We start from the raw sequence: 14,560 nt of genomic DNA on the forward strand, positions 1-14,560 counted from the left end.
AGTGTTCATGCAAGAAGCCTCCGTCAATAAACGACGGAGGCTTCTTGCATGAATTATTTGTTGATGAGGATACTTTTTACTGCTCTACAGCCGTTTGCGTTTGTAGTAGGTTACGAAAGCAGCGGTTAGTATTAGGAGAAGGATGGCGACGCCAGTGGTGATGGCTTCACTCGTGCTGCCTTTTTGCTGCATAGTACCAGCACCACCAAAGTCGCCACCGCCCATACCACCAGGCATACCGCCACCAAAGCCACCGCCGCCCATGCCGCCACCACCAGGACCATTTCCGCCGCCTTCAGGGAAAGCGGGTCCGCCCATAGCTCCAGGCTCACCACCCGCGCCGCCGTCAAATCCACCTTGAGCAGCTTGGCCGTTAGTGTTGTTTTGTCCGTCTTGAGCAGTTTGCCCTGTTTGTGTAGTCTGCCCACCCGCAGTTGCTTGTGAGTTACTGCCAGGACCATCGCCGGCATTAGGGACAGCCGGTCCGCCCATGGCACCAGGCTCACCACCTGCACCACCCTGAGCAGTCTGTCCATCCGTAGCCGCTTGCCCTCCGGTATTTGCTGCAGCTGCGTTTGCGCCAGTATTACCAGTAGCGCCATCCGCACCTGTGGCCTGCCCAGCACCCGCAGCGCCTTGAGCTGCACCATTTTTAGCGCCGCCACCAAAGCCACCGCCGCCCATGCCACCACCCATGCCGCCACCACTTCCTGATCCGTCACCGGATGAAGGAATGGTGCCGTCGAGCTGCTGCTGGATACTTGTGGCCATGTTCGACATGAAGGTCTCAACAGCCTTTATCCCATTTTCATACTGTTCGAAAGTGTAGAAGGCGGATGGATCCGCTTTGACATAGCTGGAAATCATCGTGTTCAGCTCATCAATCCGAGCCTGGAACGTATCGTCCGCTAGATAGCCAGTAATCATCTCACTAACAATTTCGTGATATTTCGTTTTGTATTCCTCATTAGCGAGTAGTTTCGCAATCAGCGGGCGTTCTGCCAACGCACCTTGGGTAGGCTCGTCAATTAACACATCTGCGCTTCCCATGCCGCCAAAAGCCATATTATAATCCCACGGTAGAATCGAGAAGACTCCATCGTCTTCATATAAGTAATAATTCTGCTTATTTCCACCTAAATAACTGTCCATATTACCCGTGACCGCATTTAGAGCGATATACTTCAGCGATTCCTCTACGTCGATGTATTTTTCATAATCGGTGCCGTTATTTAGCTCATTCAGCATGTCGACAAGAATATCATCGTTGGACTTATCGGATTTCATTTCTAGTCCAGTATAGAGGGCTGGATCATCGCCCAGCCAAGTCAAATCACTGCCCTGACCGGTCATTATGCCTTTATAAAGTGCACCATAAGTGTTGCCGAAATTGCGTTCCAGATAAGCATCACCGATCTGTTCTACTGCAAGATAGAAACCCTTCAGTTCATCGTTTACATACACATTGACGAAGGAATATTTCGGCGTCGGGAGACCGACACTTTCAGCGAGCTCATAGGTCAGAAATTCACGCATATAAGAAGCATCGCTGTAATTATTATTAAGATTGATTTTAGTAATGCCGAATAAATTCTGGTTAACATACTCATCAAAAGAAATTTTGAAGCTGTAGCGGTCAGAGTCTGTCATCTGTACTACGCTTCTGAGACTGAGATTTCCTTTGGTCCGTACAGCTACATTATCGTATTTCATACCGTTGTACTCTACGGAAGCCATTTTATATTCTTCTGCACTGGCATTATCCAGCATATCCTGAAAATCGTCCGGGTCCAAAGTGATTTTGACATCCACTACCTTATCTTTTGGAAAGACCTGCTCGTCTAGCTTTTTCTCATCGCTCGAAATGACCTTGTCTTGAGCATCAGACGTTGGATTATTTGTTGCAGACGGACTTGCGTTCTGACACCCGGCTACGGCGATGACCAGCAGCAGGCAGCAAAAACTCAGCAGGATTGACTTACCTCTGGTTTTCATCTGGGGCACCGCCTTTCATCTCGTTGTAATTAAGATACATAGTCACCGCTATAGCTGATCAAGAGTGCATTTTTGACACCTTTTAGGTCAGAGACTGTGTTGACAAAGCCGCCTACTTTATCATCCAGACGAAGCTCCAGCGTCAATTCAATATTGTTTGCGGAGACTGTTTTTTGCTTCACATTGTAACGTTTTACGGATTTGGTGATATGGCTGTGTACTTCACGTTCACTTTCATCACTGTCGCAGTTAATGACCAGTAAATATGGCGTTTCGATAGAAGAGTGTTTGATGAACAGGAACAAAATGAGGCCGATAATGATCGAACCGATAATAGCCAAGGTGAAAAATCCTGCGCCTGTTACAATCCCTGCTACAGCTGCCCAGAACAAGAAGATCAGATCAGTTGGATCTTTGATTGGTGTTCTGAAACGAACGATGGACAATGCGCCGACCATACCGAGGGACAGCACAAGGTTAGAGTTAATCGCAATAATGACAGTAGCTGTAATCATGGTCATGCCCATAAGTGAGACGTTAAAGCTTTTGGAATATAAAACACCGCTAAAGACACGTTTGTAGAGCAGGTAAATGAAGTATCCGATCAGAAAAGCTACGCCCAAGGTAATCAGCATCTTGGAGATACTAATATCAGATACAAAATTGTCGATCACCGAGTTTTTAATAATGTCCGAAAAATTATTTGTAGTATCTGTAGTCGTTGTTGTAGCTGCTAGCGGTGCTAGTGATGCATTCATAATCAATAATCCTCCCAAGTGTTAGTTTTTAAGAATTTGCGGCAGATCACGTATTTTGAAGCGGACTGCCTATTCAGTCCCCCAAGCTGCAAAGCGATTTTAATGTACTCCGGAATATACTCATCAAATTTCACTTCAAAAATTATGAAGTTCTCATCAATCGCCCGAATCGGATGCAAATCCTTATCGAAAATATCCGTAGAATGCAGGCCCGTACGTAATTCTTTATCGAACGTTATTCGCACATTGCCGTTGTGGCAAACATAAGGCTCGCGAACATAATCCACGATGACCCTGGGTCGCAGCAGGTTATGGCGCATCTGATCGTATAACTCCATGAACAGCGGACTGTCCGGGACGTTCAGCACTTCGTAGTTGCCCGCCATAATCTCGTCGTACATTTGACGTGTTAGCGGTTCTTTGATTTTGGCGATATAATCGTCCATTTTAATTTTTTTCTCAAAGTGAATGATGTTGTCTTGGATGTTGTAAATGCGAATCCGGTATTTGGCCCGCTCTCTGAGACCGCCGAGCTTGTCTGCAAGTGCCGTGTTGTTGATATCGTCAAAATACAAACTCCGAATGTGGTATTCTCCACTCTCATTAGCGTGTTGATCTTTATCAATCAAGCTTTGCAATCGCTGGCGTAATATAAGGTATTGATGATAGTTAATGAAAAATTTAAGTTCATGCCGGAATTGAAGCTTCTTATTCATTTTCACACCTCGTTTCTCTCTCTATCTCTGGCTAACCTTCCTGCTTGACTAATTCTAGGAGACAGACCTTATGCTTAACTTAAAATAGACTGAATGTTTGCTGAATGTTTTACACTGCGTTAACAAAAGTCTGTATAAAGAATCGTGTGCAGATTTGACTTCTGACTTTGTAGGGGGCTATCTTATTTAGAAGGCTAGAGAGAAATTTTCATAAGGAGGTACCGTGATGAGAGACTATAAATTTGCCATAATCCTAGGAGTGCTTGTGATTGTGGTTATTTTAGTGGCTTATGGGTTGGAACGATCGAAAAGCGGAAGTGATGCAAATTCACCAGCACCGTATGATCTCGTGACTACCTTTAAGGGAGCCGCGAGCACAAGCCGCGCGTTTACTTGGTATACAAGTGATTCTAGTGCAGCAGGCATTCTGGAGATTGTAAAGGGACAGGTGTCCTCTTTTGCAAATACGGATGTACAAAGGGTAGAAGCGAAAAGCAGTTCCATCAAAACAGACAATGGCACCAAAGGTGTTCATAAAGTGGAAGCTACGGGTCTTGAACCCGGGACGTTATATACTTATAGAGTGGGTAGTGGCGTTGAAGGGGAATGGAGTCCGGCAGCGGAATTTACAACGGAAGAAGATGGACTGGACAGTGTGTCTTTTATCAACGTAACGGATTCTCAAGGGGAAACGGCAGAGGATTTTAAGCTGTGGGGGAATACACTGAACAAGGCTTTTCAGACATTTCCTGAAGCCAAATTTATTGTGCATAACGGGGATTTGACGGAGGATCCGGAGGATTCGGCAGGCTGGGATGATTTTTTTGGCAATGTGCAGGGCTGGATTTCAGGGATTCCGTTAATGCCGGTAACAGGCAATCATGATGAGGTGGATGAGGATGCAAAGTATTATACTTCACACTTCAACCTGCCGGATAATGGGGCGAAGGGTTCAATTACTGGCACCTCGTATTCCTTCGATTATGGACCTGTGCATGTAACGGTACTGAATACAGAGAGCAATCTAAAAAAGCAAACGGAATGGCTGAAGGAAGATCTGAAGAACACAGACAAGAAATGGAAAATCGTTGCGATGCACCGTCCGGCTTACGGGGGGAACTCCTATAAGAAAGTTGAAGATTGGACGGATATTTTTGATACGTATCAGGTTGACTTAGTGCTGCAGGGTCATAATCATGAATATTCCAGATCCTACCCGTTACGTGGCGGAAAAAAAGTTCCAGAAGGTGAGATTTCCAAAGATGCTAAACGAGGTACAGTCTATGTTGTGACCAACGCTTCTGGAGGGAAATTTAACGAGAAAAAAGAAGATCAGTTCTATCACGCGGTGCATTTTCAGAATAATAAGCAAATGTTTGCCGGCATTAACGTTACCGGGGATACATTAACCTATCAGGCCTATGATGTGGATGGAAAGCTGCTGGATGAGTTTGTGCTGACACATTGAGCTAAGGGAATTGGTAATATTACTAAAATACCTTCTCAGCTGTAAAGGCGGGGGAGGTATTTTTTTGATTTGCATCAAAGCACCAAACCCGGCGCAACTGTACACCATAAGACGCTTTTTCACATGTCTACCTTTTCCGTCATATAAGCTGTTAGCTTTATAATGATAAAATAGATTTAGTTATATTTGGATTTCATTCGAAGTGAAGGGGAAGTAATATGTTTATCAGAAAAATGGTTTTTATCGGTATCATTTGTATGTTAGGTTTGACAGGTTGTGCAACGAACACTAAATCGGGTGCTGAAGGAGAGGGAGATAAGCGTGCAGAGGAGCTGCTCAGCATGTCTCGGAGTGAACTGGCTAAGCAGGAGAGCTACACTATAGAAATGGAGAAACAAGAAGAAACATCAAGCAAATCGGAAAAAAGTGAAGATAAACATTGGTCGAGCGCTGTCTCATTTCATGTCGACTATGTTAGAAATCCTTATACCGTATATCTAAAATCGGAGACTGCGGAAGGGAAGGAACGAGAAGAGTACATATCGGATACTGAATATCATACAAAGGTAATGGATGATTTATTTATCAAGCAAGACGATTATATTCCAGTGAAAGAAAAACAAATGGTACAAAGATTTATTGATCCGTACGATTATATAGACACGTACCAGATAGATTCTCAGGAGATCGTTGTTACTGAAGAGGAACAAGAATACATACTTTCGATGGAGATATCGTCTAATGATGCGAGTAAGGAAACACTCAAATTGATGAAACAGAATTTAACAGACAAAATTAAACTAAGATATACGCTGGATAAAACTACACATTTGCCGCAAAAAGTGGAAGCGGAAATATTCACTTCATTGAAATCAGAAAACTTAGATTCAGAATCAGTGCTCACTTTGCAAACAAATATCAGCCATTTTAATGGTATAAAAGAGATTGTTATGCCTGCAGATACTAGTGAAGAATAGTTATATTAGAAAGCCTCTGGGATTTATTCCGGAGGTTTTCTTTATCAACAGAATTATTTTTGATCAAAATTTAGTGAAATTGTATCCTGAAGTGTGAAAATGGTACGATTTTTAGAGACAATCTTCTGCAAAATATAACCATTTTCTCTCGATAATGAAAAACCTTACCATTATAATGAAAGCGTTATCAGAAAATGGATTCTAAGTTCTAAAGGTATGGATTAAGGGGGAGGGAGGAGCAGGGATATAGAGTAAGAAGAAGGCATAAACAAACCAATTATATCGTAGGAGGCGTAAAACGTGATTCGTAACCGTATCCGGAAAACAGGACTTTTGGTCCTGCTTGGCGCGATGGTAGGCTCTTTATTCTCTGCATTCCCAGCTACTACCCATGCAGTCTCAAGTGAACCTTACACCTGGAAAAGCGTTGTAACGGGAGCTGGCGGGGGCTTTGTACCCGGAATTATTTTTAATCAAACTGAACCGGATCTGATTTATGCCAGAACAGATATTGGCGGTGCCTATCGCTGGAATCAAGCTACATCCAGTTGGGTCTCAATTAGTGACTCGGTAGGCTGGGTAGATTGGAACAAGAATGGCGTAGATGCTCTGGCTACAGACCCAATTGATCCTAATAAAGTCTACATGGCAACGGGTACGTATACTAATCATTGGGATAATAATGGCCAGATTATGCGCTCTAATGACCGGGGGAACACCTGGCAAACCACACCACTGCCTTTTAAAGTAGGTGGCAATATGCCGGGCCGTTCCGCTGGTGAACGCCTAGTCATCGACCCCAATAAGAACAACATTCTCTACTTTGGAGCTAGAAGTGGTAACGGTCTCTGGAAGAGTATTGACTCTGGTGTAACTTGGTCAAAGGTAACCTCTTTTCCAAATGTAGGCACGTATATTCAGAATCCGACACTTGATTATGGGAATGATCTCGTCGGATTGTCTTGGATCACTTTCGATAAGAGTACAGGTACACTTGGCAACGCTACTCAAACGATCTATGTCGGTGTAGCCGACACGGCTAGCAGCGTATATCGGAGTACAGATGGTGGAGTAACCTGGACAGCTCTGGCTGGACAACCTACGGGTTTCTTGCCACATCACGGCGAGCTGTCATCCACAGGCGACCTCTATATTACTTATAGTAATGGTGTAGGACCGTATGATGGTAGTAAGGGTGAAGTTTGGAAATATAACAAAACTAGTGGGGCTTGGACCAATATCAGTCCTACGACTGGTACAGATAATTGGTACGGCTTTGGTGGATTGGCGCTGGATGCTCAGCACCCTAACACATTGATGGTATCCAGCTTAAACGCCTGGTGGCCTGATGAAGTCATTTTCCGCAGTACCAACGGTGGCGCTACTTGGAGTCGCATTTGGGATTGGGGCAATTATCCAGAACGGACTTATAAGTTCAGTATGGATATCACCGCCGCTCCATGGCTCGATCATGGAACCACTTCTACATCCCTGGATCCTTCACCGAAGTTAGGCTGGATGATGGGTGATTTGGAAATTGATCCATTTAACTCGAATCGAATGATGTACGGCACTGGAGCAACAATTTATGGCTCGAACAATTTGACCTCATGGGATACCGGTGGCAAGGTAAATATCTCAGTCATGGCAAAAGGTGTGGAGGAAACTGCAGTGCTGGGTCTAATTAGCCCGCCAACTGGAACTTCGCATTTGATCACTGCACTTGGTGACGTTTCTGGTTTCCGTCATGAGGATTTGTCGGTAGCACCAACCAAATTCCAGACCAGTCCTTCATGGGCAACAACGATGAGTATTGACTACGCTGAATTGAGTCCGTCCTATATGGTGCGGGTAGGCAGTGCAGATAAAGAAAAAACGCCAAGCATGAAGTCCATTGGTATCTCTAACGATGGTGGAGTGAACTGGTATATGCCAAACTCCGAGCCTTCAAATGGAACCAAAACAACGGTGGGCCATGGACAAGTGGCAGTCTCTGCAAGTGGTAATTCCATTCTGTGGAGCACCTCAGATATTGGGGTCTATTACTCCAAAACCTCAGGCAATTCTTGGACAGCAAGTGCAGGATTACCGGCAGGGGCGAAGATAGCGTCTGATCGCGTGAATCCTAACAAATATTATGGATTCTATGCAGGAACTTTCTATGTAAGTGTGGATGGTGGAGCTACATTTACTGCCACCGCAGCTTCGGGCTTCCCGACCAATAATGTGGCTGGATTACAGCCGAATGAAGCCCAAATCAGTATGAAGGCAGTTCCAGGTATTGAAGGCGACATTTGGTTCGCCGGAGGGAATACGGTTGAGAATAAATATGGTCTATGGCACTCCACTAATTCAGGTGCGAGCTTCACGAAGTTAACGAATGTAGAAGAAGCTGATCTTATTGGTTATGGTAAGGCTGCTCCGGGCCAAACTTATATGGCATTGTACACCGTAGCGAAGATTGATGGTGTAAGGGGCGTTTTCCGTTCCGATGATGTTGGCGCAACTTGGGTACGTATTAATGACGATGCTCACCAATACGCTAAGATCAATATGGCGATTACTGGGGATCCAAGAATCTATGGACGTGTATATCTCGGTACGAATGGCCGAGGCACCTTGTATGCTGATCCTGTAAATCCACCAGCTACAGGCTCGACCATTACGCCAATAACTGCAAGCTTTGATAAGAAAACAGCGAATCAAGCAGACGTTGCAGTAACTATGACGTTGAACGGAAATACACTGAGCACGATCAAGAACGGAACGGCAACCCTTGTAGCCGGAACGGATTATACGGTAAGTGGATCAACAGTGACGATTAAAAAAGCGTATTTAGCGACACAAGCGGTAGGAACGACTACGCTGACGTTTAGCTTTAGCGCTGGAGCTACACAATCTTTGGCGGTAGCGGTAACGGATACTACAACACCAGTATCCAACTCGACCATCACCCCAAGCAGCGCAGGTTTTGATAAGAAAACAGCAAATCAAGCAGACGTTGCAGTAACTATGACGTTGAACGGAAATACGCTGAGCACGATCAAGAACGGAACGGCAACCCTTGTAGCCGGAACGGATTATACGGTAAGTGGATCAACAGTGACGATTAAAAAAACGTATTTAGCGACACAAGCGGTAGGAACGACAACGCTGACGTTCAGCTTTAGCGCTGGAGCCACACAATCCTTGGCGGTAGCGGTAACGGATACTACAACACCAGTATCCAACTCCACGATAACGCCAACAAGCGCCGGATTTGATAAGAAGACAGCGAATCAGACAGACGTCGCCGTAACTATGACGTTGAACGGAAATACGCTGAGTGCGATCAAAAATGGAACGGCAACCCTCGTAGCTGGAACGGATTATACGGTAAGTGGATCAACAGTCACTCTCAAGAAGGAGTATCTGGCAACTCAAGCCGTAGGAACGACAACGCTGACCTTTGAGTTTAGTGCAGGAGCCGCACAATCCTTGGTTGTCACCATCACAGATACGTCAGTAGCTCCTACAGCAGCACTGAAAGTGCAGATGTATAACGGTACAGTGTCTGCTTCCGGAAATACTCTAAATCCAAAGTTTAAGCTGGTGAATACAAGCACAAGTGCTGTTGCACTTTCTGATGTGAAATTAAGATATTATTACACAATTGACGGTGAGCAGGCACAAAGCTTCTTCTGCGATTGGTCACAGGCTGGAAGCGCGAATGTAACGGGCACGTTTGTGAAGCTGCCAACGGCTAAAGCAGATGCGGATTATTATCTGGAGCTTGGATTCTCGAGTGCAGCAGGTTCACTTGCTGCGGGTGCGAGCATCGATATCCAAGTGCGAGTGGCTAAAGAGGATTGGTCAAATTACACTCAAACCGGAGATTACTCCTTTAATGCGGTTGATACCAATTTTGTAGATTGGACAAAAGCGCCAGCCTATATCTCGGGTAATCTGATCTGGGGTAGTGAACCTAACTAAGAATCTCCATTAATAGTTATGCTGAAAAGGCTGTCCTAAAAGTAGAAAATTCTACTTTTGGGGCAGCTTCTTACTTTAACCCACAGACTGTGGTGTACTACGTGCGTTCTAAGAGGCGTGTACTATGTGGCAACGTTCTATAAGGCATGTGGTACGTGCTATGAGAAGGCATGTGGTATGTCGGATGCATTTATGGTTCCTACAGTGTTGGCTATATAGTAATTAGGGAAAACCTCCCTGAAAACAGCCGATATTTGCTTTAAATGAACGAAATCAGGGAATACCTCCCTAAAAATCAGGCGAATTCGTTATTTGCCAGTAAATTAGCTAATAATTAGGGAGGTTTTCCCTAATTATTGGTTGGATGACCAGAAAACTCAGAATTTTAGGGAGAAATTCCCCAATTATTCTATCAACGCTTCACTTCGTCCTGTACGGTACGTAAGAACCAGCTAATGATACTTAAAAGTAGTTCTGACATACCATTAGCTGTTTTGGCTGTTACAATGTTTGTCCGCTATCTATGGTAATGATCTGTCCAGTCATTGCTTCCTGTTCTAGCGCAGCGCAGACGAACTGGGCGATATCTTCGGGGGTTGAAATATGCTGAAGCAGCAGATTAGGGGCTAGTTTATACATCTGTTCTTCTCGTCCAGCCCACCATCTAGTAGCAACGGCGCCCGGTGCTACACAGTTAACTCTAATATTTGGAGCCAGCGCGTGTGCCAGCGATTTCGTAAGACCGTGGACAGCCGCTTTGGAGACGGCATAAGGAAGGGAGGAGCCTAAGCCTGTCTGTCCAGCGATGCTGCCGAGATTGATGATGGCTCCTGAATTTTTATGATTCATATATGGTGCAACCGCTCTGGCGCAGAAAAACATTCCTTTCACATTTACATCATATAGCTCATCCCATACTTCCTCGGTTGCCTTTTCCAGATCTCCGAGAGCAATATGTTTAGTTATACTGGCATTATTCACTAGCAGATCTATTGTCCCGAAATGCTGAATAATCGAATCCACCATACTCTGCACTTCTTGATCTTTAGAAACGTTGGCTTGTATTGCTATAGCCTGCCCCCCTTGATTCAGAATTGTCTTTACGGTTTCAATGGCTTCATCCTCAGATCTAGAATAGTTCACTACGACGTGAGCCCCGCGTTTGGATAGTTCCAAGCTTACAGCTTTGCCAATTCCAGTCCCTCCACCAGTTACTAATGCGACTTTATTGTTGAGATCCATCCTCATGCACTCCTTAAGTTGGCGTATGTTGTTGATATAAAGTATTCTATAGAGAAAAGTGGATTTCGTATAATTGAATATAATGAAGGTTTGGTTCAATTTATTTGAATTGAACACTGGAGGACACTAGGATGGATCTAAAAACAATAAAAACCTTTCAAACAATCGTAACTTCCGGAAGCTTTAATCGTGCCGCAGAAGAATTGAACTATGCCCAATCTACAGTTACGATGCAGATGCAAAGGCTTGAATCTGATCTGGGATGTCAATTGCTTGAGCGGGGTAAGCAAATCAGCTTAACAGAAGCAGGCAGATTGTTTTATGAAGAGAGCTTACATATCGTTAAAGATATGGAACGACTAGAGAGCCGTTTGGCTGATTTAAAAATAGGAGAAGCTGGCAACGTGCGATTAGGAGTAACGGACCCGACGGCGAGCTATCGTTTGCCGCAGCTTTTAAGTAGGTTTATGGTGCAATTTCCTAAAGTGAAGGTCTCCGTGGATATTGCGGGAACCGCCGCACTTAGTGAATTACTCCTGCGTGGTGAAATTGATTTGGCAGTGTGTTCGGCACCAGAGCTCGGTAAGGAGCTTTATTTTGAACCGTTATTTGCGGAGGAATTCTTGTTACTTTTGCCAGAAGAGCATCCGCTAGCATCCAAGGAACATATCACCCCAGAGGATCTACAGAGTCATCGCTTACTGATTACGGCAGCGAATTGTCCTTATCGCAAAAAATTAGAAAGTGTGCTGCAGGAATCAGGCGGGCCGCCACTAGAAACAATGGAGATTGGGAGTATGACAGCGCTGAAATATTTTGTGGGAAGTGGTTTAGGCGTGGCACTTGTTCCTGAGATTGTGCTGAATCCAGCCCCGGCAGGAACTATAGTACGGAAGCTGGAGGGGAAGGTTATTGATATGACCTGTGGGATCCTATGTAAACTTTCAGATTATCCGCTCAAGCTAGCGAGCTCCAGATTGTATCATTTTTTAAAACAAGAACTAACCGTGACAAGGATATTTTGAATTTTAAACGAATTGTTAAGAAATAGAAAAAATAGAAAGGGCGGTGTTTGATGTTTTTTAGGAGGAAATTCAGTTTCTGGCTTTCGATTATAAGTATCATCATCTGTCTGAGTGACTATCTGGGGGTGGGGATCGCGAATATTATTCTTGTCCGTTTGAACCCTATTATAGATACACTGATCTTTACAGAACCTTTTGAAAGCTTCATGGTTGATGTAAATAATCCGAGATGGGAAACCAATAGTGCGTTAATCAGCGTCAGATTCCCAACTTATATTATTCATTTTGGAACGTTTTTGATTTTGGGTATTCTAATGGATTACCTGATTCGTATAATAAAACAGAAGTAGAAGTGTAGATGAGCATAGAAGAGGAAAGGTGAGCTGAGATGAGCGGAGCAAAGGGAAAACTTGATTTGGAGAGAATTGTTTTTATTGGCAGGACCTATGAGGAATATATACGTATGTTTGATTTGCTGGAATCAGATCTTATCGGCCAGAGAATTCTGGATTGTCCTGCGGGTGCTTGCTCTTTTACAGCAATAGCGAATCAGTTGGGTGGTGAAGTAACGGCTGCTGATATTGCTTACTATTACTCTGAAGATGAGCTGGCAGTCAAAGGGGTTCTAGATATTGCACATGCGATGTCCGGAATGGAAAAAGTACAGGATAATTTCGTTTGGAACTACTTTAAATCAATCGAGGGACTGACCGAAGCGAGAAACGCAGCTTTAACCGCCAGCACTAAGGATCGAAAACAAACCCCGGAGCATTATGTTCCTGTGGTACTTCCGGATCTGCCTTTTGCGGATGAAGCATTTGATCTGACATTATCTGCTCACTTTCTATTTATGTACAGCGATCGGCTGGACTATGAATTCCATCTAGAGACTGTTAAGGAACTCATGCGGGTGACGAGAGGCGAGCTTCGAATCTTTCCACTAGTCGATCTTTCTTGCAAAAGGTATGAGCATTTAGACCGCCTTATTGATGATTTGGTAAGACAAGGATTTACTGCAGAGGAACTAGAGGTTCCTTATGAATTTCAAAAAGGTGCAAAGCAGATGTTGAAGATTAGAAGAGCAGAATTGTTCCTCTGAAATATAAAACGAGGGTGCCTCAAGCCATGATGACTTTGGGAGCGCCCTCGTTTTTTGTATAAATATCTATAAAGCTTACGCTACACTTTCTTTCCGTTCTGCTACAAAACAAGCTATGCCTAATACCAGACCAAGGCCCACTAGAACCGCACCGACCCAAGGAAGCGAAGTGATCGCTAGATGAGAAATAACCCAACCACCAATAAAGGCACCCGCTGCGTTACCGAGATTCCCGGCGGAGTGGCTGGTCGTTGAAGCAAGTGCAGGGGCTGCCTGAGCCAGACTCATAATCCGTATTTGCAGACCTGGCATGACCGCAAAGGACACCATACCCCAGAAAAATATTGTGATTACCGCAGCTATTGGGCTATGCATCGTGAAGGAAAAGATCGTTAGAATCATACTGACTGCAAAATAAAGTCCCACGATAGAAGGCATCAGCTTCCAATCCGCAAGCTTTCCGCCAACGATGTTCCCGATGGTCACCCCACAGCCGAATAAGACTAGAATCCAAGTCACACTATGTTCAGCAAAACCAGTCACTTCTTCAAGCAGTGGAGTAATATATGTGAACACGGTGAACAAGCTGGCGTTCCCTAACGCCCCGATCAATAAGAATAGCAGCAGCTTTGGATTAGCCAGAGCAGCAATCTGCTGGATAACACTCGCTGGTTTCTCTTGTTTAAGCTTTGGAATAAAAATGAGGATGCCGATCAGCGCGGCGACTCCCATGACAGCAATCGCTGCAAATGAGGCCCGCCAGCCCATACTTTGTCCAATAAATGTTCCTAGAGGAACTCCGACAATATTGGCTATCGTTAAACCTGCCATCATAATAGATACGGCTCCGGCCCGCTTATTGGGTTGTACAAGATTGGATGCAATGACTGCGCCAACCCCAAAAAAAGTACCATGAGTTAAAGCTGTAATTATACGAGCTACCATGAGAACGGTATAGTTGGGTGCAAACACAGAGATTCCGTTGCCCAGTATAAAAAGAATCATGAGAAGGCATAACAGTTTCTTTTGCGGAATGCGCTGCGTGAGAATGGTCAGGATGGGTGCGCCAACGGCCACTCCAAGTGCGTACATTGTAATGAGTTGGCCAGCAGTCGAAATACTAACCTGTAAATCGTTGGCGACATTTGGTAAAATACCCATAATAACAAACTCAGTCATACCAATCGCAAAAGCGCCTACCGTAAGAGAAAGTATAGAGATGGGAAAGGGCTCTTTCCCTGCTCGTTCTTTGCGTGTTTGTGCCTTGTTGAGGTTTGGAATTGCATTCATGATGCCGATGTTCAACCT

Annotated in this window: 10 protein-coding genes; 5 read left to right on the forward strand and 5 right to left on the reverse strand. The window is 44.5% G+C overall.

From position 1 onward, the window contains the following. Window positions 1-84: 84 nt before the first annotated feature. From MKX34_RS12070 to MKX34_RS12080, 3 genes are read right to left on the reverse strand one after another with little or no spacing between them, the layout of a single operon-like run. The gene (locus MKX34_RS12070) at window positions 85-1,995 is read right to left on the reverse strand and encodes a CotH kinase family protein (RefSeq protein ID WP_038570060.1); all 1,911 of its coding nucleotides are present in this window, start codon (window positions 1,993-1,995) and stop codon (window positions 85-87) included. A 29-nt stretch (window positions 1,996-2,024) separates the two neighbouring features. Further along, on the reverse strand, window positions 2,025-2,753 hold the full coding sequence (locus tag MKX34_RS12075; protein WP_036683492.1) for a DUF4956 domain-containing protein: 729 nt from the start codon (window positions 2,751-2,753) through the stop codon (window positions 2,025-2,027). A gap of 2 nt (window positions 2,754-2,755) precedes the next feature. Then, window positions 2,756-3,469, reverse strand: coding sequence for a polyphosphate polymerase domain-containing protein (locus MKX34_RS12080; RefSeq protein ID WP_076297103.1), 714 nt, complete (start codon window positions 3,467-3,469; stop codon window positions 2,756-2,758). 226 nt (window positions 3,470-3,695) lie between these two features. Between MKX34_RS12080 and MKX34_RS12085 the strand changes: the two genes are divergently transcribed. The 3 genes from MKX34_RS12085 (at window position 3,696) to MKX34_RS12095 (ending at window position 9,886) form a co-directional block, all read left to right on the forward strand. Further along, window positions 3,696-4,937, forward strand: a complete 1,242-nt coding sequence (locus MKX34_RS12085; protein WP_076106129.1) for a metallophosphoesterase family protein — start codon at window positions 3,696-3,698, stop codon at window positions 4,935-4,937. A gap of 218 nt (window positions 4,938-5,155) precedes the next feature. Beyond that, window positions 5,156-5,914 (forward strand): DUF6612 family protein, encoded by a 759-nt coding sequence (locus tag MKX34_RS12090; RefSeq protein WP_076106132.1) that lies wholly within the window; start codon window positions 5,156-5,158, stop codon window positions 5,912-5,914. A gap of 351 nt (window positions 5,915-6,265) precedes the next feature. Continuing rightward, entirely contained in the window at window positions 6,266-9,886 is a 3,621-nt protein-coding gene (locus MKX34_RS12095; RefSeq protein WP_339205411.1) for a X2-like carbohydrate binding domain-containing protein, read from the forward strand. Window positions 9,887-10,387: 501 nt separating this feature from the next. Here MKX34_RS12095 and MKX34_RS12100 read toward each other — a convergent pair. After that, entirely contained in the window at window positions 10,388-11,128 is a 741-nt protein-coding gene (locus MKX34_RS12100; protein ID WP_076105479.1) for an SDR family NAD(P)-dependent oxidoreductase, read from the reverse strand. 131 nt (window positions 11,129-11,259) lie between these two features. Here MKX34_RS12100 and MKX34_RS12105 point away from each other — a divergent pair, with 131 nt between their 5' ends. Next, window positions 11,260-12,153: a LysR family transcriptional regulator gene (locus tag MKX34_RS12105; protein ID WP_076105480.1), complete on the forward strand. Its 894-nt coding sequence runs from the start codon at window positions 11,260-11,262 to the stop codon at window positions 12,151-12,153. A 388-nt stretch (window positions 12,154-12,541) separates the two neighbouring features. Further along, a complete protein-coding gene (locus MKX34_RS12110; RefSeq protein WP_036685878.1) occupies window positions 12,542-13,252 on the forward strand; it encodes an SAM-dependent methyltransferase in 711 nt (236 codons plus the stop codon). Between the two features lie 75 nt (window positions 13,253-13,327). Here the strand turns inward: MKX34_RS12110 and MKX34_RS12115 are convergent, their stop codons facing one another. Further along, entirely contained in the window at window positions 13,328-14,542 is a 1,215-nt protein-coding gene (locus MKX34_RS12115; protein WP_036686510.1) for an MFS transporter, read from the reverse strand. Window positions 14,543-14,560: the final 18 nt, after the last annotated feature.

Source organism: Paenibacillus sp. FSL R5-0636 (assembly GCF_037974255.1).
Classification (GTDB): domain Bacteria; phylum Bacillota; class Bacilli; order Paenibacillales; family Paenibacillaceae; genus Paenibacillus_AQ; species Paenibacillus_AQ odorifer.

Bases quoted from the DNA above. Each gene is read 5' to 3' on its own strand.
- MKX34_RS12070 (WP_038570060.1), bottom strand. From the start codon at position 1,995: ATGAAAACCAGAGGTAAGTCAATCCTGCTGAGTTTTTGCTGCCTGCTG.
- MKX34_RS12075 (WP_036683492.1), bottom strand. From the start codon at position 2,753: ATGAATGCATCACTAGCACCGCTAGCAGCTACAACAACGACTACAGAT.
- MKX34_RS12080 (WP_076297103.1), bottom strand. From the start codon at position 3,469: ATGAATAAGAAGCTTCAATTCCGGCATGAACTTAAATTTTTCATTAAC.
- MKX34_RS12085 (WP_076106129.1), top strand. From the start codon at position 3,696: ATGAGAGACTATAAATTTGCCATAATCCTAGGAGTGCTTGTGATTGTG.
- MKX34_RS12090 (WP_076106132.1), top strand. From the start codon at position 5,156: ATGTTTATCAGAAAAATGGTTTTTATCGGTATCATTTGTATGTTAGGT.
- MKX34_RS12095 (WP_339205411.1), top strand. From the start codon at position 6,266: ATGGTAGGCTCTTTATTCTCTGCATTCCCAGCTACTACCCATGCAGTC.
- MKX34_RS12100 (WP_076105479.1), bottom strand. From the start codon at position 11,128: ATGGATCTCAACAATAAAGTCGCATTAGTAACTGGTGGAGGGACTGGA.
- MKX34_RS12105 (WP_076105480.1), top strand. From the start codon at position 11,260: ATGGATCTAAAAACAATAAAAACCTTTCAAACAATCGTAACTTCCGGA.
- MKX34_RS12110 (WP_036685878.1), top strand. From the start codon at position 12,542: ATGAGCGGAGCAAAGGGAAAACTTGATTTGGAGAGAATTGTTTTTATT.
- MKX34_RS12115 (WP_036686510.1), bottom strand. From the start codon at position 14,542: ATGAATGCAATTCCAAACCTCAACAAGGCACAAACACGCAAAGAACGA.